This is a genomic window from Microcoleus sp. ARI1-B5, from assembly GCF_036705795.1.
Lineage (GTDB): Bacteria > Cyanobacteriota > Cyanobacteriia > Cyanobacteriales > Microcoleaceae > Microcoleus.
In genome coordinates, this window is sequence record NZ_JAUBVK010000027.1 from 20,625 (window position 1) to 45,610 (window position 24,986).

Sequence of the window (24,986 nt, forward strand, 5' to 3'; positions counted from 1 at the left end):
ATGCCTGTAAACCAACTTTCTCCAACCGCAGCCTCCACGCAAACACCGACACTCGACTTTGACATAGCCATCGTCGGAGGCGGCATAGTCGGGGCCACCTTAGCCAGCGCTTTAAAAGATTCTGGATTGAAAATCGCTATAATTGAAACCCAACTCCCCGCCGCCGTCGCAGCCAAAAAACAAGCCTATGCAATCACCCTGCTATCGGGAATGATCTTAGAAGGTATCGGCGTGTGGCAGCAAATCTTGCCGCAAATCACCACCTTCGAGCAAATTAGCCTCTGCGACGGCGACTATCCAGGCGTCGTCGAATTCCACCGCCCGGATTTGGGAAATACTGGCAAATTGCCCGTACCAAAAGCAGCTTTAGGTTACGTTGGCGAGCACGGAGTCATGCTGTCAGCTTTGCAAGAATCTTTGGCAAAAAACCCGAATTTCAGTTGGGTTTGTCCGGCGGAAGTAGTCGAAGTAAAATATTTAACTAATTGCGCCGAAATAGAAGTTAAACAACACGGCGAAACTCGGACAATTCGCACCAAATTATTAGTCGCCGCCGACGGTTCGCGATCGCGCATCCGCACCGAAGCCAACATCAGCACTCGCGGCTGGAAATACTGGCAATCCTGCGTTGCTATCACCATTAAAGCAGAAAAACCGCACAACGATATCGCTTTTGAGCGCTTTTGGCCGAGCGGCCCGATGGGAGTCTTACCATTACCGGGGAACCGCTGTCAAGTAGTTTGGACAGCACCGCACGCGGAAGCAAAAGCTTTGCAACAAATGGATGAAACAGAGTTTTTGACTTTGTTGGAACAGCGCACGGGCGGGCTTTTGGGGCGTTTGGAATTGGAGAGCGATCGCTTTTTGTTTCCGGTGCAGTTAATGCAGAGCGATCGCTACGTTTTGCCCAGATTAGCACTAATTGGCGACGCCGCCCACTGCTGCCATCCCGTCGGCGGCCAGGGATTAAATATGGGCATTCGAGACGCTGGGGCGATCGCCCAAATCTTGCAGCAAGCGCACCAAAAAGGCGAAGACATCGGCGATTTGCGAGTATTAAAAAGGTATCACAACTGGCGCAAAAAAGAGAATTTAATCGTATTAGGATTTACCGATTTCCTAGACAGATTATTTTCCAATACTTGGCTGCCAATAGTCGCATTTCGCCGCTTTGGATTGTGGTGTTTGCGGACAATTACCCCAGTTAGGTTTTTAGCCTTGCGGCTGATGACAGGCTTGATGGGCCGGCCGCCAGAATTAGCGCAAAATTAGAAGAAGAAACCGGGTTTTTTCCTATGTTGCTTGCACTCTAGGGGTGTTGCCACATCCGCCAGGGGTTTCAACCCCTGGCTAATAGCGAAAGTCGGTTGAAACCGACTGAAAAGCTTAGATAAAAATCAAAAAATCTTTAGTCCTCTTAAGAGGACTTTTGCTATGAGACAGGGGTTTCAACCCCTGGCGGACTATGGGGCTAACCGAGGTTTCTGGCTACTCGCGCACAATCTTTAGAAACCGAGTTTTTTCCCATCTCTTCGCCTGTAACCAAATATTCTCGCAAAAACCCGGTTTCTGGCCACCTACTCGCGCACAATCTTTAGAAACCGGGTTTTTTCCCATCTCTTCGCCTGTAACGAAATATTCTCGAAAAAACCCGGTTTCTGGCCACTCATCGAATGATGGTAAAATAAACATCGGTGTTATTCACAACTCCCCACAATGGAAGAAACCCGCACCCAAGCTTATCAGCAATTGATTGAGACACTCCTGAATTGCCCCAACGGCGAAGAAAATCAAATCTTGAATGCAAACTTGGAATTGGTGGATGCTGAGTTAGTGCAGACGATGGTAGCTGTTGTAGCCCAATTCTCCGAAAATAATCAATAAAATGCCGCTACTTTTTTATTACAAACGGCAACTCAAATCGCTAATTTTTTGGGTACGAACGATGACGGAGAGCGCGATAACTCTGAAATTGAAAATTCACAAGAGTATGAAAACTTTATCCTAGAATTATTGCAAGCCGAACCTAGCAGTAGCAATATTAAAGTAATTTACTCCATTCTCCGTAAACGGCAACATCTCCTCAATGCTAATTTTGCCGAAATTTTACAGGAAGTGGCTGAGAATTTAATTGCCAAACATCCAGAAGCAATTGAGTTAATTCTCCGTGACAGCGGAAATTTAAGTATTCATATTAGTAACTTTCCCGGTGGGAAGAGAACAAATAATATTGAAATAGCAATTACTGGTTATCAAATAGTTTTAAATAATCGGGAACCGGGGAGCGAAAAGTGTGCTCAAACTCAAAATAACCTAGCTGCTGCGTATACTCACAGAATCAAAGGTTCGCGGGCGGATAATCTGGAACGGGCGATCGGCTTCTTTCAGGCTGCTTTAACAGTTCTTACCCGTGAGGATTTCCCTGAAAAATGGGCCGCGACTCAACATAACCTAGCTAATGCGTATAGAGACAGAATCAACGGTTCGCGGGCGGATAATCTGGAACGGGCGATCGAGTTTTATGAGGCTGCTTTAACAGTTTATACCTTTGCGGATTTTCGCGAAAAATGGGCAATGACTCCAAATAATCTAGGTAATGCCTACAGAAACAGAATCAACGGTTCGCGGGCGGATAATCTGGAGCGGGCGATCGGCTTCTTTCAGGCTACTTTAACAGTTTATAACCTGGAGGATTTCCCAGCAGATTGGGCAATAACTCAAAATAACCTAGGTAATGCCTACAGCGACAGAATCAAGGGTTCGCGGGCGGATAATCTGGAGCGGGCGATCGGCTTTTTTGAGGGTGCTTTAACAGTTCGTACCTTTGAGGATTTCCCTGAACAATGGGCCGATACTCAAAATAACTTAGCTATGACCTACAGTGACAGAATCAAGGGTTCGCGGGCGGATAATCTGGAACGGGCGATCGGCTTTTTTGAGGGTGCTTTAACAGTTCGTACCTTTGAGGATTTCCCTGAAAAATGGGCCGATACTCAAAACAACCTAGCTAATGCCTACAGTAACACAATCAAAGGTTCGCGGGCGGATAATCTGGAGAGGGCGATCGAGTTTTATGAGGCTGCTTTAACAGTTCGTACCCGTGAGGATTTCCCCGAAGATTGGGCAATGACTCAAAATAACTTAGCTATGACCTACAGTGACAGAATCAGCGGTTCCGATGCCGAAAATCTGGAACGGGCGATCCTTTGTTACCGAGATGCACTTTCAATTCGTACCCGCGAAGCTTTCCCACAAAATCATGCAAAAACTTTGTTTAATTTAGGTAATCTTTACCGAACCAACCAGCAGTGGCAACTAGCCTATGATACCTATGCCCCAGCGATTGAAACAGTAGAATTTTTACGGGGTGAGATTCAATCTGGGGATGAAACCAAACAGAAATTAGCCGAAGAATGGAATCAACTCTATCTGGGCATGGTAGAAGTTTGCATCGAACTGCAACGCTACACCGAAGCTGTGGAATATGCCGAACGCAGCAAAGCCCGCAACCTTGTAGAACTCTTTGCCAACCGTGACATCAAACCTAAAGGCGATATTCCCGAAACCGTTCTCAACGAACTCTCGCGGCTGCGTCGAGAAATTGAGGCCGAACAGCGACAACTGGAAATCGAACAGATAAACCGTAACAGTAATGGTGGCAGAATATTGGGAGAACGCAGCCTCCAAATCGACAGCCTAACCACTAGCCACGATTCTACTCATCTCACCAAATTGCGTAAACAACTCGATGAATTGATTGCTCATGAAATTACATCAATTGATCCTGATTTTAGCCTAACCCAAAAAGTTAAGCCCATCCTCTACAAAGACATTCAAACTCTGACAGGTGAAAACACCGCTATTGTTGAGTGGTACATCATAGGCGATAAATTTCTAACTTTCATCATCACCCCGCAATCCCCAACACCAATAATCTGGCAATCTTCAACAGCCGACTTTCAAGCCTTGGTAAATTGGGATAACGAGTATCGGAAAGAGTACAAAGAGATCAAACCCCAATGGAAGCAAAAACTAGCCTCCCGCCTCCAAAACCTAGCTGAGATTTTGCATCTTGATGAGATTTTAAAGAATATTCCGAAACCGTGCGATCGACTGATCTTAATTCCCCATCGCTTCCTGCATCTTTTCCCCCTTCATGCGTTGCCAATCTCCCACGAAAGGGATTTTGAAAGCGGATGCACCGATCAAATCGATTCTTCTATCACTGTATCCCTGTCCAAATCCGAATCGTGCCTTCTCGACTTATTCCCTGGTGGAGTCAGCTATGCCCCCAGTTGCCAACTACTGCAACAGGCGAAACAGCGACAACGCCCTAATTTTTCTCACCTATTTGCTATTGCTAATCCTACCAAAGACCGCTACTTACTTGAACTGCAAGCCGCTAACATCCGTGACAAATTCAAATCTAATGATTTCTTGGCAAAAGATGATGCTAATAAGAACGCCATTCTAAACGCGAAACTCAGCTTTGCCAACTGCGCCCATTTCGGTTGTCACGGCAAGTTCGAGCCTGACTCGCCTTTGGAATCATCCCTGGTATTCGCCAATAAAGAACGTTTGACACTGTTGGAAATCTTTAATCTTGACCTAAATCAATGTCGTCTTGTCACTCTCTCCGCCTGCGAAACGGGATTGACAGAATCCAGAACCAGCGATGAATATATTGGCTTACCTTTCGGATTTCTCTTAGCAGGTAGCCCTAGTATGGTCAGTACCCTTTGGAAAGTGGATGAACTCGCCAGCACTTTGTTACTGATTCGGTTCTATGAAAACCTAGAAACTCTATCAACGGTTACTGCTCTCAATGAGGCACAACAATGGCTGCGGAATCTGACCTCAGAGGGGCTTGAAGCATTATTAAAATGCCTCAAACCGCAAATCGATCGAACATTTAAACTGTTGCCCAAAAAAGAACGCACACGCTTTGTTAATGCTCCTCTGGATGGCGCACTGAACCGCAAGCCGTTTCCTTTTGCTGAACCTCATTACTGGGCTGGCTTCACTGCGATCGGCGTTGAGCAATCCTGACAAAAATTGTCCAAATTTTTCGTGCTTATGTAAATAAGTACCAGTGTTAATGGTACTCCTGGGTAAACGCCAGCAGTTATTAGCGAACCCAATGCAACAGCAAAACCTTGACTCAATACGTCTTTAAAGGCTTGCGTACAAATATGAGGACGTAATTTCTCGGCTGATTTTTCTAACCAGCTAGGCTCATTTCGGTCTTTTTCATCTAGCTCGTTTTCTAATTCTCCTGACTTAATTGCTAAGGTTTCGGCTGCATATTCTAACTCGCCTTCACACTCTTCAAGTACATCAAGAGCTTTTAGAGCATCGGGATATTCTTGTAATTGGGAGCGATACTGCTCAATTTCTGCTTGGGTAACGGTAGTCATTGGGATAATTGCGATCGATTAAATGAGTAATTATTATTTTGTCATAAAGTGTATTTGTTTGTGCACACAAGTTTCCCTACTTCCCAAAAAATCGGAAGTTCGATATCGGTAATTGTTTTCGCAGTCATATCCTCGCAACTTACTGATTAGTTAGTTCACTCTTTGACAACTTCCATTAATTCCTCAATCAAAACATCGAGGGTGCGAGCTATTTTTTGAATTGATGTGATATCAACCGTGGCCAGCCCTTCTGAACGAGCATAGTGCCTGACTGTGCTGTACGGAACCTCCGATCGATCGGCAACATCCTTTAGCGTCCATCCTTTTTCGTCAGCAAACTCTCGGATTCGGAACCTAACTAACCCCATTCTACTTGACAAACGATAAGTATCTATCGTTTAATATTTGTAATCACAAAGACGATCGCCCTCAGACCTGATAAATCAAGGGCAATCGCCTCTCTAACCATCCACTTGCGTGGAAAGGATTTTCCTATGATACCAAAAGAACTCACTTATCGCGATCGACTTAAACCTTGGTGTATAATTCGCCCACTCCCAAACTGTCAGCGGTTAACAGTCGCCCGTTTTAGTCGTCGCCCCGATGCCGAATCTTACTTGAATGCACTGCGTCGCTTAATGCCCGCAGTCCCACATACAATTGTTTTCGTAAATGCGCTGTGCGTAAATGAACTCAGCGTGCCCATACAAACACAATTGTCGATCGACAGTTAAACAGTATTTTGTATGGTGCGGAGCTGTCAGAAGTTCGATCGGACTTCAGGATATCTGATGGCGACGCACCCTACGGTACTCGATCGACTTTCTAGAAAAACCACTCAATACAAAACAACTGCCGACAGCCAAAACTGTCAACAGTTGTTTTATATATTCAATGCGGATGGCGAGACTCGAACTCGCAAGGACATAATGCCACACGCACCTCAAGCGTGCGCGTATACCAATTCCGCCACATCCGCTCTTTCTGGCAATTCTCGGGGAGTTTTGGGTTGCGAGTTAAAGATTCACGCCTGTGAAATCTTTGACCTTGAACTTGCGACTGTTCCCTTTTGCACCGCCGATTTACAACGATAGCACAACTACCAGCAAAATGTAAAATAAATTTTTGTGAACAATTTCTGCAAAACGATTATCCAGAACATACCGAAAGGCATTATTGTACAGAATATTGAGTGAATTAAGCAGCGAAGATGGGGTTCTCGAAAATTTTAATCGCTAATCGGGGAGAAATAGCTCTCCGCATACTGCGCACCTGCGAGGAAATGGGGATTGCCACGGTCGCCGTTCACTCCACCGTAGATAAACACGCCCTGCACGTCCAATTGGCAGACGAAGCCGTTTGCATCGGCCCCCCCACCAGCAGCAAAAGCTATTTAAATATCCCCAACATTATCTCGGCTGCCCTGACCCGCAACGCCGCAGCCATTCACCCGGGTTACGGCTTCCTCGCCGAAAACGCCCGATTTGCCGAAATTTGTGCCGACCATCAAATTACCTTCATCGGCCCGTCTCCGGCAGCGATGCGGGCGATGGGCGACAAATCCACTGCCAAAGAAACTATGCAGCGGGTGAAAGTCCCGACAGTTCCCGGTAGCGGCGGATTGCTGGCAGATGAACAGGAGGCTTTGTCAGTAGCGCGCGACATCGGCTATCCCGTGATGATCAAAGCCACCGCCGGCGGCGGAGGCCGCGGCATGAGGCTAGTCAGAGAACCATCGGAACTCCCCAAACTCTTCAGTGCTGCCCAAGGCGAAGCCGATGCAGCCTTCGGCAACCCCGGACTTTACCTCGAAAAATTCATCGAAAGACCCCGCCACATCGAAATCCAAATCCTCGCCGACAACTACGGTAATGTCATCTACCTAGGCGAGAGAGACTGTTCGATTCAGCGCCGGCACCAAAAACTCCTGGAAGAAGCCCCGAGTCCCGCCCTCACGCCCAAACTGCGAGAACAAATGGGTCACGCCGCCGTCGCCGCTGCCAAATCCATCAACTACACCGGTGCGGGCACTGTGGAATTTCTGCTTGACAAATCGGGCAAGTTCTACTTCATGGAAATGAACACCCGGATTCAAGTAGAACATCCCGTGACGGAGATGATTACAGGCCTCGATTTGATTGCCGAACAAATTCGGATCGCCCAAGGTGAAAAACTGCAAATCAAGCAAAATCAAGTAGTTCTCAGCGGCCACGCGATCGAGTGCCGGATCAATGCTGAAGACCCCGATCGCAATTTCCGACCCCACCCCGGCAGAATCAGCGGTTATTTGCCTCCCGGCGGCCCTGGCGTGCGGATGGACTCTCACGTTTACACCGATTACGAAATACCTGCTTACTACGATTCTTTAATCGGTAAGGTAATTGTATGGGGGCGCGATCGACCGACAGCCATCCGCAGGATGAAACGGGCATTGCGAGAATGCGCCATCACCGGCGTCCCCACCACCCTCAGCTTCCACCAAAAAATCCTCGATTCCCCCGAGTTTCTCAGCGGCGAGGTTTACACGAATTTCGTGGAACAGTTCATGAACCAAAATGGTTAGCAGTCATTAGTCAGTAGTCAGTAGGCATGGGGCAATAGGCAGTAGGCAGTTGGTGGCAACTAATCCATGCCCTGCGCGGGCCACGGAGCCCTGCGCAGACCTTCTTCCCCATGCCCGCGGAGCCCCATGCCCTGCGCGGGCCACGGAGCCCTGCGCGGGCCTTCTTCCCGATGCCCACGGAGCCCACGGAGCCCGATGCCCCATGACTTACATCATCATCGTCAGGATGCCTTGCTGGCCCAGAAGCATTTCGCGCAGCAAGCTACAGATGCCGACCCAAATAATCGGCGTAATGTCCACTCCGCCGATCGGCGGTACAATCTTTCTAGTTACGGCTAAAAAAGGTTCCGTCGGCCAAGCAATCAGACTCAACGGCAGCTTGCTCAGATTCACCTGGGGATACCAAGTCAGGACGATCCGAAAAATAAATAGCAAAGTCATCAGCACCAGGACAGAGCCCAGAATCCAACTTGCAACGGTAATACCAGTCATGGGTCTTATCTCGAAATCTTAAGTTTTGTTAAGTCACCTTTTCATAATTTTAACCGTTTCACAGGTGCGATCGAACGTATAAAATTAATAAAAATCAAATTGTTGTAACAAAGGTCTTGAATCTATGACTCCTTCACTCGCGAACTTTTTGTACAGCCTGCTGGTGGGCGTGGCGGTAGTAGTGATTCCAGCAACGATCGCCCTGATCTTCATCAGCCAAAAAGACAAAATCAAGCGCACCTAAAAAGTCTGCGGGGCTTGAAGTCAGGCGCTGCAAGTCAATTGTCGGCTGCACGTCGGGCATTTTCCTGCGAGCGAAACCTCGGCTACCAGCAACTGTGAAGGCAAAACCTTCGGTTGACGGCCAAGCTGAGGTTTTTTCCCGTTAAACTCATTATTATATGGTTCGCGAACCTCTTCTGAAAGCCTGACCGGACGCTGCCCCAGAAAGCACAGTCGGGATAACAGACTTAATGATAGATGTAAAATTTAACTCGCTAACATAGGACAGACATAGGAGATAGGCTAATGGTCAATTTAGGATTGAACTGGAGCAGCCTGTTAGGGATCATCCTAGCAGTGGCAGGGGCAGGACTGTACTTTCTGCGATCGTGGCGTCCCAAACTAGCCCGAGACCACGATATTTTCTTTGCAGCAGTGGGCCTGCTGTGCGGCGGTATTCTGTTATTTCAAGGATGGCGGCTCGATCCGATTCTGGCATTCGGTCAGTTTCTGCTGACCGGTGCAGCCATATTTTTTGCAGCCGAAAGCATTAAGCTGCGGGGAGCAACCACAGCCCAAGCTAAAAGTCGCGCCCAATACGTAGATGAAGAGCGACCCGTCAGCAATGCCTACGCTTACGACGGCTACGATAGCGACATCGACCAGATAGAACCAGAGGAAGACTACCCGCAGCGTCCCCGGATTAGAGGCAGCCAAGACAGCCGTTCCTCGCGGGAAGCCTACGATGATGAGCCCCGCCGCCGTCCTTCGTCGAATCGCAACGGTAGCGCGAACACATCTCGGGAGTCGATCGATCGACCGTCGCCCTCGCGCAAACGTCCCACCCGCCCAGAAGCCCCGCCCGCCCAGGGGTCTGACAACTGGGACGTTTCAGACAACCCCGAAGAAAGACCGACCCGCAGCCGCAACAGCCGCCCCCCAGCTTCGGAAAACCGCAGCTTTGATACGCCGCCGAGAACCAAAAAAACCCGTCCAGCAGAAGCATCGAGGTCTCGCCCCAGCAACCGCGACGTGGAAGCACCGCCGTCAGACTACGTGGAGTATCGACCAGTGGAATACCCGGAAGACCAACCGGATAGTTCCCCCAATTTCGACAAATAGGCAAATATAAGTAGGTGGGTGAAACTAAACATTTCTCGCGCCCGCAAGGCAAAAAATTAAGTTGCGTTGATTGATGCCCATCTACTTATTGTCAGACGTTGTGCGGTAACGCTCCGACAGCATCCGAAAAATTTTCACTTTTCCGATTGACCTCCTCCATGACAATGCGTTGAGTTACTTGCGGTACGGTTTCCCTGCCGTTGAACCGGAGATAAATCAGCCCATGGAAGGCTTTTGAGCAGGGGTCTGACTATTGTGAATTTTAGCAATCCGCTTTTTTCACAAAGATCCTTCGTTATGACCCACAGATTAAGTAAAAACCTGCTGTTTGAGCGTGGTTGTTGAGGGCGGTGGTTTCGACTGCGCGGTAGCGGAAGTTCAGTTACCGCGCGGGCAAAACCAAGCCGAAACCCGATTTCTCGATCGGGAGTGCGTAAATCCTGTTAGCTTAAAAAAGTATGAAATGATTGCTAGGCAATTATTTCAAGATTGCTTGCTAAATTTTAATTAGAGCAAACGTTCAGCTTAACAGGAATATCTTATACCACCAGAGTATTTATCAAGAACCAGATGCAATAAATTTTGCTTGAAACTCTGGGTACCATTGAAGCAGTTCATCCGGAGTTCGTTTGTAAATCTGCTTTAATTGTGAAAAGGCATACAACAAGCCTCTCGTTCGAGAGAAGTGAAAATTCTTCTGTGATAGATCTTTGAGAAAATATATGAGAACTCGTCGCCAGAGAATCTGACGCCACCTGCGATTTACCAACGCAGGATTTGGGCTGTAAAACTGCTGCAAAACAGATGGATTCAGTGCTGCTAACACCATCACCTGAAACTGAGATAACCTTCCTCCAGAGATCTCTAAGTGGCAGAGACGAGCATTAATTGCATTGACAAGAGCTCCATGCCGGGAAACCCTATAGCTAAGATCTTGATCTTCACCTGCCGCATATCGCTGTAGAACCTCACTAAAACGCTCTTTCATGAGAATTGCCTTACGGAAGGTCATCGTATAACCTGCCATTACTTGAATACGCCCTATATTAAGATTATGAAGATGTTCTGGAATTGGTCTATCCGGGTAATCCTCATCATAAGGTAAAAAGTAAGTCTGATCTGTAGCCAGCAAAGATTTGAAAAACTGTCGAAGTTTAGTCTGCTTTGGCTTCACCGCAATCATTCCCTCTTGAACAGCTTGTTTATCTATAAAGTCACTGGCATCTGGAGGATTCGGATCTGACATTGCACTAATGCCCTGAATAGTATTGTCTACATCTGCTTCGTAAATCTTCATTACCTCTTCAGCACAATCTGGGTACATCAAAGAATCATCATCAATCAGAAATAGAATATCTCCACTCGCTAAGTCAATTCCCTGATTGCGTTGAGTTGTCAAAGATGGAAAAGTTGCTTTAACGTAAATTAATGGAATCAGAGGGTAATGGTCGGTAAACTCCTGAATCATAATTTCTCTAGTCTTCTCCCAGCCCGGGCTGGCATCTACTACCACTATTTCTTTAGGAATGCGGGTTTGCTTTGCTGCCAGTTTCAAACAACGAGGCAGAATATGTTCACGTTTATACGTCGCAATTACCAGAGACCAAGTTAGGGGTTTCACAAACATAACTAATCTATTTCTGAGAGGTGAGATATCATACTTGCCATTATACTCGCCGCATATAGCAATACGTATGACACGATCGAAACATTTGTTGAAAAGTTCTGGAACCAATATCAAATGGGGCTGGCTGACGATCTCTTTCTGGATGATTTTGTGGCCGATCCAAGCTCGTACCAATCCCTCCATGGCAGCCTATGCCTTACTCACATCTTTCTTAACAAAACTCATATGGCTGTATCAATAAGGGTTAGAGGGTCGATGGTGAAAAGTGGTATCTTGACAAAATGAACCTCTTCGAGTCGGCTTTAAATTAGGATCGGATCGTCAAGGCGAAGCGAACACTCCCGAGGAACTATGACGGCTCTTCGGGGCTGTAGCAGATAAAATTTGCAAAGCTTGGCGCGAGGCGTCGCCAAAAAAGACTCGTGCCGATGGTCTGTGACGAGTGCCTCACAACCTCGAGCAAGTGTGCCACAAGCATCAGGAGACGCTTGCTGCCACTCTTGCTGCCATAGACGAATGGGCATCTCTACGAATTAAACAGAGGCGATTCGCGATCGCCCACCAAAGAAGTACCGGGGAACGAGTCAAACCACACCCATTGGTAACAAGTTATACCAATTTAAAAAAAGAATGCAACAGTATTCTTGTTCCCCCCGCAATACAGCGGGGGGGCTAGGGGGGGTCGAAGAGTGTTGCACGATTTTAGAAAAATGGTATTAGCAAGGAGTAGCTTTTGTCAATACCTATTTGTAGAGAAATAAATTAACTAATAATGATAATAAAAAAAAGGGTAAGGGTGGAAAAGTCTACATTATGTAGACTATTCCACAGACGGCGATTATCATTATCAACACTGTCGGGCGATCGACACCGTTGCGGGCGATCGACAATATTTACTTGTTTACCAATTGTCAAGGGATCTGTATTGATTGAAGTTGGCGACAGTTTTTCTGCCAACTTAAACCCCAGGAGGTTCGGTTGTTTGAAGGACGATCGGCGAGTGAAGTTTCGGCCCCATCATCTGACGGGGAATAACGTTCCCTAGATTTGGTACTGCCCAGATATAATTGACGAGTAATTGAGCGATTGTGTAGGTCAGTAAATATGGGGAAGAGTCGCATGGGCCAACCGATCCCACGCCAAAAAAACGACTCCTCCGATGGTAAAAGAGGAGACAATCGCCTCACAACTAGAAGCATTACTCACACCAGCTATCACCTCACAAGAAAATTACTACCGCTTGCCTTGGTTTATTCGCTTAGAATTCTCAACTTACCGTTGAGGGTAGCAGCGGTATTAACTTTGCTGTGGCGAGATGTGGCAGGAGTCACAGAACTCACAAAAATGCTAGCAAGATCGGGTTTTTTGTGGTGCAGACCCACGACTGTTACTCAACAAGCCATGTCGAGTGAGATTTTTAATTTTTCCCGCACAATTATTTGAGGGAGTCTTCAAAAATTTATTGCCAAGTTTAAGAGCATCTTGGCACCCGAGAAATCAACGACCTCTGGCAGAAAGCGTTCAATTTGCCTCTGATAAATTTTCACTCGTTTGGATAGTAGATAGCTCAACTCTTGAAGCATTATTTTTAAAACTGAAAAGTCTGGAAGATATACCAACAGGGCAGTTAGCAGGAAAAATGGCAACGCAGTGATAGATTTAATGAATCGGCTAAGAGTCGAAATTTGGTTTTGGGAAAATCAAGCGAGCTTAGTCATGTGAAGCTGGAAGAAAATATCCTGCAATTGGTTGAAGGCAAAACTTGGCTCTTACTGGAATTAGGCTTCTATTATTTGAGCTTTTGGCGGAAATTAATCGAAGGAGATATTCACGCTCATTACTCGCTTAAAAAAAGGAACATCAATTCAAACTTAGCAAGTATTTACCAATAGCTATGCTGTCCGATATCGTCGAATACGTTTGGGTTCGGGAACTGCCAAAACTCCATTTATAACCTTACGTCTGATTGAGGTTCGTTCTGGTAACACCGGGCTTTTTTATTTAACAAGTGTACTCTAAGCTGTTACGCATTTAAATTGGAAATTCGGCCCAGCGTCGAAGCCCGTCCCACTCATGGTTTTATTGATTTTTGACACACAATTTAAATGTAGAACAGCTTATCCTCACGTATGGCCACCCTACGTCGTGGCAGATTTATATCGCAGGCGTTGGCGAATAGAAGAGGCTTTTAATACCGTTAAAAGACTTTTGGGTTTAAGTTATTTGTGGACGGGTTCTCTCCACGGTGTTCAGTTACAAATTTGGGGAACTTGGCTGTTTTATGCTATTTTTGTCGATTTAGGTGATAGCGTTGCCTATCGACTCTCGCTCACCCATAGATGCCATCTCATTAGAAATGATTTACCGCGGTCTTTACCATTTTTACGTAGCTCATCAACAAGGTAAGGCAACTGACCCGCTCTCATATTTCACTTAAGCGAGAAAATCAAGATTTAGGTATTGTTAAACGACAACGAAAACCAAATATTAAGTTAATTATTGCACCTTTTACCGAGCGACAGCGAGGCTCCGATCTCTTTTTCTTTAAGGCTGCTGCTGAAATCCCCTTGACAACTACTATCCAGCCTTAACTTGTTACCAATGGGTTCGATCGCACAAAATACAACCTGCGGAACCAACCAAAAGTACAATAGTCTAAAATCTAAAATCTAAAATCTAACATCAGCAATATGCCATTACTAGAAATAGGAGATCCGGCGCCTTGGTTTTCGATTGCTGCCAGCAATAACCCCTTATTTCATTTCTCGATGGCTGGCGGCCGGCGAGTCGTGCTGTTTTTCTTTGCCAGCGCAGCTTTTGAACAAATCCAAGCTATCCTCAAAAGCTTTCAAGAGCTTTCAGCAGAATTTAAGACTTTGCAAGTACCGCTGTTCGGAGCGAGCATAGATGCAGCAGACAAAGAACAAAACAGAGCGACACTAATTGCTCCGTCATTCATCTTTTTCTGGGACTTCGACAAAAAAGTCAGCCAGCAGTACGGTGTTTGCCGAGATGTCGAACAAAATGGAGTTACCGGAGTTCACTATGCACCCCAAACTTTTGTTCTCAACGAAAACCTTCAGGTAATTAACATTTTACCGATGGGTGAAAGCGACCAACACGCCCAGCAAGTATTGGATTTTATCAAAACTTTGCCCCAAATTGAGGAACCGCGACCAATTACAACTCCTCACGCCCCGGTGTTGGTAATTCCTAACGTTTTGGACAAAGAATTTTGCCGCAGTTTGATCGATATGTACAAGGCTGACGGCGGCAGTCGCTCAGGTTTTATGAGGCAAATAGACGGGAAAACTGTTGGCCTTCACGACGAGAATTTCAAGAAACGTCGAGATTTCTTTATTGAAGACCCGAATTTGCAGCGACAATTGAGTGCGATGATTCTGCGCAGGGTGGTGCCGGAAGTAGAAAAGGCTTTCCAGTTTACAATCACCAGGTTTGAACGGTATTTGATAGCTTGTTACGATGCCGAAAGCGGCGGTTATTTTCAGGCGCACCGCGACAATACGAGCAAAGGTACGCTGCACCGCAGGTTTGCGATGACTTTGAACTTGAATGTGGGGGAGTACAGGGGGGGATTTTTGCGGTTCCCTGAGTACGCGCCGCACGGTTATAAAGGGGATTCTGGCACGGCGATTATTTTTTCGTGTTCTCTGCTGCACGAAGCGACGGCGATGATTAGCGGGCAGCGTTTTGCTTTGCTGTCGTTTTTCTACGGCGATGGGGATGCTTTGGTGCGGCAGGCTAATGTTAAGTATATCGATCGCCCGCAGGATTCTAGAATTGCCGAAACTGCTGGATCGTCGTAGTTTACAAACAAAACTCTGGCGTTCGAGTTCGACTAATTCCCTCAAAACTCAGCCGATCGCTCATCTCGAAGCAATCTCAAGCTTAAATTTTTCATTACCTTTCCGCAAGTCCTAAAATAATTACAGGCCGTAGTTAGCAGTGAGTCCGAAAACCGAACTGCTACCTGCCGACAGTTAAAAAATACTAATTCACGAGCATGAATTTCAAATTTCTAAGTTTAGCGGTATCAGGAATTTTAACAGTTGGGGTTGCAGCCAGCGCTGCTGCGGTTGTTAAGGCGCCTCTGGGACGGCCGGAGGCAAATTTAACGGAATTTAACTCGGTGCGTTCCCCAGGCGCGATCGCCCAAAATGCCGAAGAACAAACGAATATTCGAGTCTACGAAAAAGCCAGTCCGGCGGTTGTTACCGTCGATACAGCTAAATCTAACGGCAGCGGCACAATTATCAGCCCCGACGGCATGGTGTTAACCAACGCCCACGTTGTTTCGGCCGGCGGTACAGTGAATATAATTCTGTCAGACGGCAGAAAACTTGTCGCCGATGTCGTCGGATTCGGCGAAGAAGGTTTAGACTTAGCCGTGGTGAAGATTCGCGGTCAAAACAACTTGCCCACAATTCCTTTAGCCCGTCCCGGTTCGGTGAAAGTCGGACAACAAGCATTTGCGATCGGCAATCCTTTCGGTCGATTTCAAGGTACTTTTACAGTCGGAATCGTCAGCCGCATCGACCAGGAACGGAGCTTAATTCAAACCGACGCCGCCATCAATCCCGGCAATTCAGGAGGCCCGCTGCTCAACAGTTCTGGAGAATTAATCGGTGTCAATACTTCTATTTTTACTCGCGGTCAGGGCGGAGGCAATATCGGTATCGGTTTTGCAATTTCTGTGGACAAAGTGCCCGCTTTCCTGACAGCGGTGCGAGAAGGGCGAGCACCCCGCGTTGCTCAGAGGCGATCGCCCTTTGGCAACAAATCACCTCAAAAAGTTGCGTTAAACGGGCCCGCCGTCACGGGCAAACTCACCGACAAGTCTGGCGTTCTGCCCGCAGACAACAGCTTTTTTGACCTCTACTCCTTTGAGGGAAAAGCGGGCCAGCAAATCACCATAGAAATGAAAAGTCAAGAGATTGACCCTTATTTAATTTTGCTCGGGCCCAACCAGCGCGAAATCGCGCAAGATGATAACGGAGCGGGCAATAAAAACGCCAGAATTACAGTCAGGCTGCCAGCAGATGGCACTTACACGTTGCTGGCAAATTCCAACGAAGCTAGGCAGTCGGGGGCTTATACGTTAGAACTAAAAGCGAGTGCTCCTACCGCGCCTTCTCGGGCGATTTTGCAAGAAGAAGGCGCTTTAGTCGCAGGCGGTCCGGTATTGCCGTCTGATAACAGTCTGTATCGCGAGTATACTTTTGAAGGTCGATCGGGTCAGTCTGTAACAATTTCCCTCGAAAGTACAGATTTCGATCCCTATGTGGCTATCTTTGCCCCTAACGGCCGATTACTGGCAGAAAATGACGATGCGAGCGATTCGACTAAAAATGCGTTTCTGAGCGTTACTTTGCCAGCTACTGGTCGCTACCGCGTGATTGTCAATGCTTATGATGCTTCAGGTCGGGGTCGTTACAGTCTAAATGTCCGTTGAAAATTGGTAATGGGTAATTGGTAATTGGGAATGGTTAATTGGGAATTGGTAATTGGTAATTGGTAATTGGGAATGAATCGATTTTTTTCTTTCTTCTTTACCACAAAGAATTGGTTTAAAGCCTCTCCCTTTTAGGGAGAAATTAAAAGAAGACTATTCATTGCTCCACTCCTCTTCCTTCCAGGTAGAGGTCGCCCTTAACTGTCACAGGTCAACTGTCAACTGAATGAAGATTTATTCTTTCTGATTTCTTATTCCCTATTTCTTCTGTCACAGGTCAACTGTCACAGGTCAACTGTCACAGGTCAACTGTCAACTCTTCCTGCGTTGCAAATCGAGGTAATTCATGCGTCAAGTTAGATTTTGGGCGATCGCGCCAATTGCTCTACTAGCTACTTTTTCTGGCAAGCCGACTCTCTCCGTGCCAGTGTCAAATTCAGGTGCAGTTACTAATAGCAGTTTCACGATCGTTTCTGCAGAATTTCCTCAAAATTCACATGATGCGAGTCATGCTGGCAAGGCTGTTTTAGCTCAAGCAAGCCCCAATCCGTCGCCATCTCCGTCGCCATCTCCAAAGCCCTCGCCAACTCCGACCCCAAATGTACAACCTACGCCGAGTCCTCCTGGGGGTTCATCTAAGGTCATTTTAGAGCAAAACGGAGAACTCACCCCTGCTAAGTCTTCTGTACTGCCCTCGGACAGCAGTTTGTACGACGAGTATACCTTTGAAGGCACTCTGGGTCAGAAAGTGGTTATTACCCTAGAAAGTACCGATTTTGATACTTATCTCGCTATTTTCAACTCCCAGGGCGAGCTACTTGCTGAAAATGATGATGTCACGCAGCAAAATGCCAATTCAGAGCTTACTGTTACCTTGTCTGCGAGCGGTCGCTACCGCGTTATTGTCAATGCTTACGATCCGCCTCCAAAAGGTAGAGGCAAGTACACTTTGACCGTCCGCGAAACAACGGGAAATTAATTGGCTTGAAATTGAGGATCTATGTCAATAATTCCTCAAGCTGCGGGTTGCTTGCCTTGCCTGACAAGTACAGGTTAAATTATCTGCAACAACTTAACTCGATTTCCGCTTGTGACAAGCTGGGATGCTGGTTAAAAATGGATAATTATCTATTTTTTAACCAGATTTTTTTATGAAGAGGATTGATATAGCAGTGGACAGTTGACAGTTGCACAGTACGGAAATCAAACCGTTTATGCTATGGGCTATAGGCTCTATTCATGAGGTTATTTATGTCCTCACCGCGGTGGCGATTGCTATATAATTTGCGGTAAATTACCTGGATCGAGGTGTTTGTAGTGAGGACTTTTGTTTTGATAATCAGAGGACTAAAGTCCTCACTACCAACCAATTTTATTGTGTCGTTTGAGGGGACATGATATTACGCATCAGTGGCTGTACACCGAGTTATTCTGAATTTAACGCAGGCCCAGCCAGGTGAAAAAATCCTGGCGGGTAAAAAATTCTAGCAGCAAAAGTCCCACGAATCCCACCATCGCAAATCGTCCGTTGATTTGTTCGGCGTAGGCATTCCAGCCAAAGGCGGGTTCTGCTGGTGTTGGGGTATTTGGGGTTGTCGGTTTTGGGGATGGAGGAGTTTTAGCAGTCATTTAAAAGTTTTGAGTTGCGAGTTTTGAGTAAGGATTTTGGGGAAGCTTTGCGACGATCGCACAACTTCTAATTTACAAGGAAAATGACAGCCGATCGCTAATCTGCCGACTTTTCTAAACTTTGCACCGATTCGATCAGATTTCGCACGGTTTCGGTACCTTCAGAAGGCTCAAAGAACAGCGGGAATTTGCCGCGAGCGATCATTCTCAAACCCAGCGGGCCCAGACTCAGCAAACCTTTAACGTCGCGGAAGTAATTTCCTACTACTTCGATGCCAAATTTGCGCTCATCTATCCAGCCGCCTTCTTTGACGAGCTCGATTAAGACTTTGCGGTGGCGGATCGATCGACTGGCTTGGTCGTCTTTGCGATCGAGAATCTCCTGTTTAATCTTACCAATTTGATCCATCGGCGCAACTTCCATCGGACAAACCGAGTTGCAGTAGTAACAGCGGGTGCATCCCCAGACGCCTGCGGTGCCTTCGTTGTATTTTTCCAGCCGATTTTCGGTTTCGCTGTCGCGGGAATCGGCGATCGTGCGGTAAGCTTTGGCGAGGGCGTGGGGGCCGACAAATTCCGGGTTGACTTCGCGGGCGTTGCACTCAGAATAGCACGCGCCGCAGAGGATGCAGTTGCCAGTTTGGTCGAGTTTCGATCGCTCTTCGGGAGTTTGCAGAAATTCCCGTTCGGGAATTGCTCGCGAGGCGGTGCTGACATAGGGTTCGACTGCTTCGAGGTTGTCCCAAAAACTGGTCGTATCAACAACCAAATCTTTAATTACCGGCATATTTCCCATGGGGGCGACGGTAATTTCTGGGATGAAACCTGCAGGCTGTTCTGCTAAACTCGAATGGGCTATTTTTTGCAGTCTGCCGAGTTCGCTGCCGACATTTTCTTTGCAAGCTAATGCCGATCGACCGTTAATTCGCATACAACAACTGCCACAAATTGTATTGCGGCAATTTTTGCGAAAAGCTAAAGTGCCGTCGTGTTCCCACTTGATGCTGTTGAGGCAGTCTAGAATGGTATTGCTCTCATCCACGTCTAGGGTGTAAGTATGAACGCGGGGAGCCTCGTTTTGATTTTGGCGGACTACGTTAAAGCGGACTTGCATATTTTGACTGAGGAATTTATCATTTATTTTAAGCTGGATTTTTCGGGTTATATAAAAGACTATTATTTTTTAACAACTACCTAAAGTAAGAGATTTAAGCAGTTTTATTATTGTTTGATAAACAGCAATAATCCTCAAGTTATAAATCCTAAATCCCAACTTTTTTAAGCGGATTTTTGAGGTGATAATTGGAGAGACAAGTAATTGCTCGGTGCAGTTCGCGAGTCGGAGGTGCCTGATGTCCAGCTTGTTTGTTTTAACTTTCATGTTTTCAACGCCAGCGTTTTGTCTGGGTTTGGTAAATCCTCAATGGGTGGGACTGGGAACTCGCAAGCTATCTGTCGCTGTTTACGGCGTCTTGATGGTGGCTTCGTTTGTATTGGTTGGCATCGCAGCACCTAAACCGCCGCAGCCTATTACCTCGGGGCTGCTGGCCTCAACAGAACGGCCAGAATTTAGGGTGCGCCAACTTTTACGCTGAATGTAGCTGCGTATGCACCTCACTTTTCTGGCAGCGTTACGAGAAATTTTACCAGGACTTACGCCCGGTTGGGGCGAGAAACCGAGTTTTTTAAGGAAAATACTTGGTTCTAGTCATTTACTGCCATTAAAAACTCCGGTTTCTCGGGGTCGGAGTGCGATCGCGAACTGTAGGAAAAAATCGTGGGTTTAGTAAGAAGAAATACAATCAGAAACCAGGTTTCCTATCGTCTGGTGTCCAGCGTCCTATTTATTTCGTAAATCATAGGGATTGGTGAGTTGGCCTGCCGCTAAATAAGGAAGTTAAGTTCTCAGGACTTGGGCACAGGAATTAAAGAAACGGGCTTTTTTAATTTTTTTAAACAGATACCCCTCGCCATCCACCTCGTATCTGGGTAAAAAAAACCGTTTCTGCGTCCTGGACTACTTCTATTTTTTACGGGCCAAAGTCGCTATGTTTAATTTTTTCGTCTTAAGCTTTCTATTGTCGATCCCTGCCTTCTTTCTGGGCATTGTTAATCCGAAATGGGTGGCCGCACCAACCCGCAAGCGATCGGCCGCGATGTACGGTGGGTTGATGGCGGCTTCGTTTGTACTTGTTGGCGTCACCGCACCCAATCCGCTAAGCCAAGTTTCGGTGGCGCCTCCTGCCCCGACAGATCGGCTAGTATCATCTCAAACCCCTAAGCCGTCACCGCTTTCGGCAGCGCCGACACCCAAGCCGGAGACTGTGAAAACGCTATTACCAACACCGAAAGCTGCAATTTCTGCGGAGGTACCTCACTTGCTTTCGACAGGGCCCGATCGCAAATTGCCATCTTCAGTCAAATCTGTTGAACGAACCGCAGAGATTGCTCTTGATGCAAAGCAGCCACAGGAAGATACCAAGAAAGCGATCTACGAGTCTTCTAAACCCAAGGTTAAAAGTGTCGATTTTCCGAGTTGCGTTAACTCGGATTGCGACTGTTCAGACTTTGCGACTCAAGCCCTAGCGCAGCGAGTTTTAGAGGCATATCCGGGCGATCCGTTTAAGCTCGATCGAGATCGAGACTCGATCGCTTGCGAAACCCTGCGTTAGATGTGCGATCGCCAACAGCCTCGGTTAATACCTTGGCTTTTTTGGGTGATTGTACTGATTTGAAGATGGAAATCGATCGGCTAACATTATGTAATTGTTGAGCTTGCGGTGCTGGTGCAGCTATGACTTACAGCTTGAGAATTGTCGATTTGCCGACTAGCGAACGGCCGCGGGAGCGGCTGATGGCGGGCGGCCCGAAAAGTTTGGCGACTGCGGAATTGATTGCGATTTTGCTCGGTACCGGTCAGGGAAAGGGCAAACTTTCGGCAGTGGGGTTGGGACAATATATTCTAAATCAGTTGAGCCAGCACCAGCGCGACCCTCTGGCAGTGCTGCGGAATATTAGCGTGCAGGAGTTGACGCAGATTCACGGGATCGGGCCTGCTAAGGCGACTGGGATTTTGGCTGCGGTGGAGTTGGGGAAGCGGGTGTTTCAGTCCCGGCCGCCGGACATGGCGGTGGTTGACTCTCCGCAAGCGGCGGCGGATGCGCTGAGTCAGGATTTGATGTGGCAGTCTCAGGAACGTTTTGCTGTGGTGCTGTTGGATGTGAAAAATCGCCTGCTGGGTACTCAGGTAATTACGATCGGCACAGCTACGGAAACTTTAGCTCACCCGAGGGATATTTTTCGGGAGATCATCCGTCAAGGGGCGACGCGGGCGATTATCTCGCACAATCACCCATCGGGGAGTGTGGAGCCGAGCCCGGAGGATATTGCTTTGACGCGGCAGTTGCTGGCGGGAGCGCAGTTTTTGTCGGTTCCGCTGCTGGATCACTTGATTTTGGGAAATGGCAATTTTCGGAGCTTGCGGCAGACGACGACGCTTTGGGACGAGTATCCCCAGGGCGATTGAACTCTTATACTTAACTAACTCTATTGCTATCATTAGTTATTTGTATCTTTGGGCTGTCCGACGCCTGAATCAGCCGTGACAGCAGGGGAATTTTTCGCCTGGAGTCCCGGGCGACAGCGTGTTTTGGCTGAATGTCGCTGCTGATACTTAGTTTCGATCGCAACTCGGTTAATCTAGTAAAGGTAGGCTGAAGAGGTCGCTAATCCGATTTTTTTTGAGCATACTAAACGTATACTGAACCAGCACCTAAATGCCCAATACTTAAGAAATTATTAAATTGGGTCTAAAATACACGGTGTGGTGATAGGAGGAAAACTGTGTTTCTGAGACTTGCAGAACAACACCGTAAATTCGTCCAAGATTTGGTAATGAACCTCCAAGCTTTGGCGATCGTGCTAGAGCATCGGGGTTATCTGGCATCCTGCTACACTTGCGGGGGTCAGATGAACAGTGCCTCATTTATGGTCAGTTTGACGGACAACCATCTGATTCGATTTTTAGTGTCAGATTACGGTATCACTTGGACTGAGATGCGGGACGACCGCGAACTGATGAAACTAGAAGGTGCAGAAGCTATTAGTCAGTTACAAGAACTGGCAAATCTCGTAAAGTACCAGATCCAACCTTCGGAAGCTACTTTAGCGACGGCGCAGCGAGTTTAGCGATTGCACGGTTCCGAGGAAGGCGACTTTCAGAAAGTCGGTGCTCAGATGCTACAACCGAATCCCCAGCGAGTTAGTTGAGAGGGTTCACGCGTCGTTGCACAGCCCTGGCTGCTCAACAGACAAGGGTGCTTTCAGAGTGCCTTGGGACGCTCAGTTTAGCGCTGAGTCGATCGAAGTGGGCCCTCCTGGGACTGCATACTTTATGCAAGAAGTCTCCAACTTGGAACCTCTAGTTTTTTTCGCAGCAGTTGATTCTCCCTTGAGAGCGATTAGCAAAATGTAGACGTGCGACTGCTCGTCGGCTGCGATGTTAATTTCTCACTAAGGCATTCAAAAGTCAAGGAATTGAAATTAACTTTGAGCAGGCAGGTAGAATTTAACATCCAAAGTGAGGATGAGGCTGTGAAGATTGGGTGAAGCGCAGACCGGGGGCTATGGCCTAGGGGCAATTCAGCAGTCAACTGCAAAGCCGGTAAGGCTTAATTCGAGCCATTAGTCTGTGCTTGATTGAAAACATCTTCATTTGTCTCAAATTCCTTGTTTGGATAGTCGCGAATTCCATGAGAGTGTTGGCGAATCAATACTTTGTTTCCTTGGGGGGGTTTAATAATGAACTGCCAAGATGCCAAGTACGCCAAGAAGGAAGAAGAAAGAGAAAGAAGGATAGAAAAATTAATTGCGGGCAATTACCGGAAATGATCTAACAGGGGTGCGACGAGAGCAAATGTGGGGTGTCACCCTTGACGGATTCGCCAACAGCATCATGACCTTCGCCCGGAGCTTAAATTGACACCAATGCCCTTGTGGTGCCCCACCAAAGTGTTACGCACCCCCTACACTCGTCCTAATTCCGGTTGCATCCGCAGTTGGGCCCCCACCGGGAGATGCTCTGAACCAATTGCCGGTAAAACCTTGGCTGATGTTGCCCCCCAGTGCTGAGAATACCAAACATAGTCAAGCCTCACCAGGGGAAAAGTTAATTTCCAGTTTAACTGTTTAACCAGTAAATTCAGATCCCACCCGTGAGGAAAAGTAAAGCCAAAACCCAGTCCTGCTGTTCGGAAAGCATCTTGCATAACCGCTCTCAAATAATAGTAGTCTTGAGACTGGTCAGTCAGATTAAAGTCTCCGGCGGCAATAGTCGGCAGCGTTTCTTTCTGGAGTCGCCGCACTAAATCTTGAATTTGTGCCGGTCGGTCGCCGTACTCGTAAACTGGGATTTTGAGGAAAGGCAAAATTTTATGCTGGCGAAACCACGGTGGGGTTGTTGAAATGTTATAAAGAACTACATCTTGCTGGTTCATTTCGATAATAGCTCGTTCCTGTGGTTCGTTCCCACCCGCTAGCTGTAAGCTTTGGAAAGAGCGAATGGGGTATCTGCTGAGAATCACATGGTATCCGCGCCCCCGGTGGTGCGGGTATAATGTGGCCAACTTCGAGAATACTTCGTCGGCGTAATCCTCCTTAATTTCTTGCAAACAAATGAGGTCTGGTTTTTCTTCCTGAATTAGGTTAACCAAAGCTTGTGGGGATTTGTGATGCCAGCCGAGGTTGAGAGAAAAAACCTTGAGGGTTGGCTGGGAGTCACTGATGTTCGCCGGCTGGGGAGAAAAGTAGGTGACGTGCAGCCAACCCAGCAGGCAGATGCAAGCCACAGATGAAACAATCGCGAACCAGCGTTTCTTTATGAGAAAAAACCCTAGAATTGGCAGCAGGAAGATTGGCAAGAAAATCCAAGGAACAAAATCCCCCATCAAGGCAATCGGCCACAGCCTGTCCCAAAAGATCGGTCTCACAATCAGATAGCCGACAATCAGTGCTGAGTAGGCGTAGGCGAGCAGTTGAGCAATTCGCTGCAAAAATCGGTAAGGCTTAATCATAGCGCCGTCTGCAATAGCATCCTCTTACTGGTGTGGGGACAAAAAACAGGATACTGCTGAGTTCAAATGAGCTGAAATGGCAGATCCCCTGCTGAGGCTAGGCAATACACTTCTCCTGTGTCCGGCTCTTTTATTTTATACAGTTCTGGCTGGAAACAGCGATTAAAAACAGTTGCCTAATTGACACTCCCCGAGCCTGTGTGATTCCGATCGCAAGGGTGCGTGATAGCCACTCTCACGCACCCTACTCCTAATGTTAAGCCTGTGGACTGGTAGGAGCCGACTCCCCAGAGTGAAGCAGTTCGAGAACATCAGCTTACAACTGGTGAAGTTCTCATCAAGTTTTAGAGAACGGTTTAAACTCTACCTT

Annotated in this window: 21 protein-coding genes, 1 tRNA gene and 2 pseudogenes; 16 read left to right on the forward strand and 8 right to left on the reverse strand. The window is 47.2% G+C overall.

Translation table 11 applies throughout. The features are described 5' to 3' along the window. The 3 genes from QUB63_RS27485 to QUB63_RS27495 all read left to right on the forward strand — a co-directional run bounded on the left by QUB63_RS27485 (position 1) and on the right by QUB63_RS27495 (position 5,049). Positions 1 to 1,272 carry an FAD-dependent hydroxylase gene (locus QUB63_RS27485; RefSeq protein ID WP_332948537.1) on the forward strand — a complete coding sequence of 424 codons (1,272 nt, stop codon included), beginning with the start codon at positions 1 to 3 and terminating at the stop codon, positions 1,270 to 1,272. A 444-nt stretch (positions 1,273 to 1,716) separates the two neighbouring features. Next, positions 1,717 to 1,884 (forward strand): hypothetical protein, encoded by a 168-nt coding sequence (locus QUB63_RS27490; protein WP_332948538.1) that lies wholly within the window; start codon positions 1,717 to 1,719, stop codon positions 1,882 to 1,884. Positions 1,885 to 1,932: 48 nt separating this feature from the next. Continuing rightward, entirely contained in the window at positions 1,933 to 5,049 is a 3,117-nt protein-coding gene (locus tag QUB63_RS27495; RefSeq protein WP_332948539.1) for a CHAT domain-containing protein, read from the forward strand. Here QUB63_RS27495 and QUB63_RS27500 read toward each other — a convergent pair. After that, complete coding sequence (locus QUB63_RS27500) at positions 5,007 to 5,417, reverse strand: hypothetical protein (protein ID WP_332948540.1); 411 nt, start codon at positions 5,415 to 5,417, stop codon at positions 5,007 to 5,009. The genes QUB63_RS27495 and QUB63_RS27500 overlap by 43 nt on opposite strands. A 155-nt stretch (positions 5,418 to 5,572) precedes the next feature. Further along, a complete protein-coding gene (locus QUB63_RS27505; protein ID WP_293348538.1) occupies positions 5,573 to 5,785 on the reverse strand; it encodes a helix-turn-helix domain-containing protein in 213 nt (70 codons plus the stop codon). Between the two features lie 126 nt (positions 5,786 to 5,911). On the opposite strand from QUB63_RS27505, the gene QUB63_RS27510 reads away from it, so the two are divergent. Beyond that, a complete protein-coding gene (locus QUB63_RS27510; RefSeq protein ID WP_332948541.1) occupies positions 5,912 to 6,151 on the forward strand; it encodes a hypothetical protein in 240 nt (79 codons plus the stop codon). A gap of 161 nt (positions 6,152 to 6,312) precedes the next feature. On the opposite strand, the gene QUB63_RS27515 is transcribed toward QUB63_RS27510, so the two are convergent. After that, positions 6,313 to 6,396, reverse strand: a tRNA-Leu gene (locus tag QUB63_RS27515). A 231-nt stretch (positions 6,397 to 6,627) separates the two neighbouring features. Here QUB63_RS27515 and accC point away from each other — a divergent pair. Next, positions 6,628 to 7,980: an acetyl-CoA carboxylase biotin carboxylase subunit gene (gene accC / locus QUB63_RS27520; protein WP_332948542.1), complete on the forward strand. Its 1,353-nt coding sequence runs from the start codon at positions 6,628 to 6,630 to the stop codon at positions 7,978 to 7,980. Positions 7,981 to 8,187: 207 nt separating this feature from the next. On the opposite strand, the gene QUB63_RS27525 is transcribed toward accC, so the two are convergent. Beyond that, positions 8,188 to 8,472: a YggT family protein gene (locus tag QUB63_RS27525; RefSeq protein ID WP_332948543.1), complete on the reverse strand. Its 285-nt coding sequence runs from the start codon at positions 8,470 to 8,472 to the stop codon at positions 8,188 to 8,190. 124 nt (positions 8,473 to 8,596) lie between these two features. Between QUB63_RS27525 and psbX the strand changes: the two genes are divergently transcribed. After that, positions 8,597 to 8,716: a photosystem II reaction center X protein gene (psbX, locus tag QUB63_RS27530; RefSeq protein WP_194060269.1), complete on the forward strand. Its 120-nt coding sequence runs from the start codon at positions 8,597 to 8,599 to the stop codon at positions 8,714 to 8,716. Positions 8,717 to 9,000: 284 nt separating this feature from the next. Then, positions 9,001 to 9,816: a Ycf66 family protein gene (locus QUB63_RS27535; RefSeq protein WP_332948544.1), complete on the forward strand. Its 816-nt coding sequence runs from the start codon at positions 9,001 to 9,003 to the stop codon at positions 9,814 to 9,816. A gap of 559 nt (positions 9,817 to 10,375) precedes the next feature. Here QUB63_RS27535 and QUB63_RS27540 read toward each other — a convergent pair. After that, the gene (locus tag QUB63_RS27540; RefSeq protein WP_332948545.1) at positions 10,376 to 11,626 is read right to left on the reverse strand and encodes a glycosyltransferase family 2 protein; all 1,251 of its coding nucleotides are present in this window, start codon (positions 11,624 to 11,626) and stop codon (positions 10,376 to 10,378) included. Between the two features lie 976 nt (positions 11,627 to 12,602). Between QUB63_RS27540 and QUB63_RS27545 the strand changes: the two are divergent. The 5 genes and pseudogenes from QUB63_RS27545 to QUB63_RS27565 all read left to right on the forward strand — a co-directional run. Continuing rightward, positions 12,603 to 13,459 (forward strand): annotated as a pseudogene (locus tag QUB63_RS27545) (IS4 family transposase); the annotation flags it as partial. A gap of 105 nt (positions 13,460 to 13,564) precedes the next feature. Further along, a pseudogene (locus QUB63_RS27550) lies at positions 13,565 to 14,034 on the forward strand (transposase); the annotation flags it as partial. Positions 14,035 to 14,133: 99 nt separating this feature from the next. After that, positions 14,134 to 15,270: a redoxin domain-containing protein gene (locus QUB63_RS27555; RefSeq protein WP_332948546.1), complete on the forward strand. Its 1,137-nt coding sequence runs from the start codon at positions 14,134 to 14,136 to the stop codon at positions 15,268 to 15,270. Positions 15,271 to 15,467: 197 nt separating this feature from the next. Continuing rightward, positions 15,468 to 16,916 carry a trypsin-like peptidase domain-containing protein gene (locus tag QUB63_RS27560; protein WP_332948547.1) on the forward strand — a complete coding sequence of 483 codons (1,449 nt, stop codon included), beginning with the start codon at positions 15,468 to 15,470 and terminating at the stop codon, positions 16,914 to 16,916. 346 nt (positions 16,917 to 17,262) lie between these two features. Further along, positions 17,263 to 17,895, forward strand: coding sequence for a PPC domain-containing protein (locus tag QUB63_RS27565; RefSeq protein WP_332948548.1), 633 nt, complete (start codon positions 17,263 to 17,265; stop codon positions 17,893 to 17,895). A gap of 458 nt (positions 17,896 to 18,353) precedes the next feature. Here the strand turns inward: QUB63_RS27565 and QUB63_RS27570 are convergent, their stop codons facing one another. Next, positions 18,354 to 18,545 carry a chlorophyll a/b-binding protein gene (locus QUB63_RS27570; protein WP_332948549.1) on the reverse strand — a complete coding sequence of 64 codons (192 nt, stop codon included), beginning with the start codon at positions 18,543 to 18,545 and terminating at the stop codon, positions 18,354 to 18,356. A 97-nt stretch (positions 18,546 to 18,642) separates the two neighbouring features. Next, positions 18,643 to 19,659, reverse strand: a complete 1,017-nt coding sequence (locus QUB63_RS27575) for a succinate dehydrogenase/fumarate reductase iron-sulfur subunit (protein WP_332948550.1) — start codon at positions 19,657 to 19,659, stop codon at positions 18,643 to 18,645. A 238-nt stretch (positions 19,660 to 19,897) separates the two neighbouring features. Between QUB63_RS27575 and QUB63_RS27580 the strand changes: the two genes are divergently transcribed. The 4 genes from QUB63_RS27580 (at position 19,898) to QUB63_RS27595 (ending at position 22,733) form a co-directional block, all read left to right on the forward strand. Further along, positions 19,898 to 20,140, forward strand: a complete 243-nt coding sequence (locus tag QUB63_RS27580) for a hypothetical protein (protein WP_332948551.1) — start codon at positions 19,898 to 19,900, stop codon at positions 20,138 to 20,140. A gap of 528 nt (positions 20,141 to 20,668) precedes the next feature. Next, positions 20,669 to 21,217: an excalibur calcium-binding domain-containing protein gene (locus tag QUB63_RS27585; RefSeq protein WP_332948552.1), complete on the forward strand. Its 549-nt coding sequence runs from the start codon at positions 20,669 to 20,671 to the stop codon at positions 21,215 to 21,217. Between the two features lie 122 nt (positions 21,218 to 21,339). Then, positions 21,340 to 22,071, forward strand: coding sequence for a RadC family protein (radC, locus tag QUB63_RS27590; RefSeq protein WP_332948553.1), 732 nt, complete (start codon positions 21,340 to 21,342; stop codon positions 22,069 to 22,071). A gap of 317 nt (positions 22,072 to 22,388) precedes the next feature. Continuing rightward, the gene (locus tag QUB63_RS27595) at positions 22,389 to 22,733 is read left to right on the forward strand and encodes a DUF1815 family protein (RefSeq protein ID WP_332948554.1); all 345 of its coding nucleotides are present in this window, start codon (positions 22,389 to 22,391) and stop codon (positions 22,731 to 22,733) included. 836 nt (positions 22,734 to 23,569) lie between these two features. Here the strand turns inward: QUB63_RS27595 and QUB63_RS27600 are convergent. Next, a complete protein-coding gene (locus QUB63_RS27600) occupies positions 23,570 to 24,616 on the reverse strand; it encodes an endonuclease/exonuclease/phosphatase family protein (RefSeq protein WP_332948555.1) in 1,047 nt (348 codons plus the stop codon). Between the last annotated feature and the right edge of the window lie 370 nt (positions 24,617 to 24,986).

What these genes read in the sequence shown, in the direction of transcription:
- QUB63_RS27570 (WP_332948549.1), bottom strand. Translation starts at nt 18,545, where the DNA reads ATGACTGCTAAAACTCCTCCATCCCCAAAACCGACAACCCCAAATACC.
- QUB63_RS27600 (WP_332948555.1), bottom strand. Translation starts at nt 24,616, where the DNA reads ATGATTAAGCCTTACCGATTTTTGCAGCGAATTGCTCAACTGCTCGCC.
- QUB63_RS27580 (WP_332948551.1), top strand. Translation starts at nt 19,898, where the DNA reads ATGTCCAGCTTGTTTGTTTTAACTTTCATGTTTTCAACGCCAGCGTTT.
- QUB63_RS27485 (WP_332948537.1), top strand. Translation starts at nt 1, where the DNA reads ATGCCTGTAAACCAACTTTCTCCAACCGCAGCCTCCACGCAAACACCG.
- QUB63_RS27505 (WP_293348538.1), bottom strand. Translation starts at nt 5,785, where the DNA reads ATGGGGTTAGTTAGGTTCCGAATCCGAGAGTTTGCTGACGAAAAAGGA.
- QUB63_RS27555 (WP_332948546.1), top strand. Translation starts at nt 14,134, where the DNA reads ATGCCATTACTAGAAATAGGAGATCCGGCGCCTTGGTTTTCGATTGCT.
- radC (WP_332948553.1), top strand. Translation starts at nt 21,340, where the DNA reads ATGACTTACAGCTTGAGAATTGTCGATTTGCCGACTAGCGAACGGCCG.
- QUB63_RS27510 (WP_332948541.1), top strand. Translation starts at nt 5,912, where the DNA reads ATGATACCAAAAGAACTCACTTATCGCGATCGACTTAAACCTTGGTGT.
- QUB63_RS27540 (WP_332948545.1), bottom strand. Translation starts at nt 11,626, where the DNA reads ATGGAGGGATTGGTACGAGCTTGGATCGGCCACAAAATCATCCAGAAA.
- psbX (WP_194060269.1), top strand. Translation starts at nt 8,597, where the DNA reads ATGACTCCTTCACTCGCGAACTTTTTGTACAGCCTGCTGGTGGGCGTG.
- QUB63_RS27565 (WP_332948548.1), top strand. Translation starts at nt 17,263, where the DNA reads ATGCGTCAAGTTAGATTTTGGGCGATCGCGCCAATTGCTCTACTAGCT.
- QUB63_RS27560 (WP_332948547.1), top strand. Translation starts at nt 15,468, where the DNA reads ATGAATTTCAAATTTCTAAGTTTAGCGGTATCAGGAATTTTAACAGTT.
- QUB63_RS27500 (WP_332948540.1), bottom strand. Translation starts at nt 5,417, where the DNA reads ATGACTACCGTTACCCAAGCAGAAATTGAGCAGTATCGCTCCCAATTA.
- QUB63_RS27490 (WP_332948538.1), top strand. Translation starts at nt 1,717, where the DNA reads ATGGAAGAAACCCGCACCCAAGCTTATCAGCAATTGATTGAGACACTC.
- accC (WP_332948542.1), top strand. Translation starts at nt 6,628, where the DNA reads ATGGGGTTCTCGAAAATTTTAATCGCTAATCGGGGAGAAATAGCTCTC.
- QUB63_RS27525 (WP_332948543.1), bottom strand. Translation starts at nt 8,472, where the DNA reads ATGACTGGTATTACCGTTGCAAGTTGGATTCTGGGCTCTGTCCTGGTG.
- QUB63_RS27535 (WP_332948544.1), top strand. Translation starts at nt 9,001, where the DNA reads ATGGTCAATTTAGGATTGAACTGGAGCAGCCTGTTAGGGATCATCCTA.
- QUB63_RS27575 (WP_332948550.1), bottom strand. Translation starts at nt 19,659, where the DNA reads ATGCAAGTCCGCTTTAACGTAGTCCGCCAAAATCAAAACGAGGCTCCC.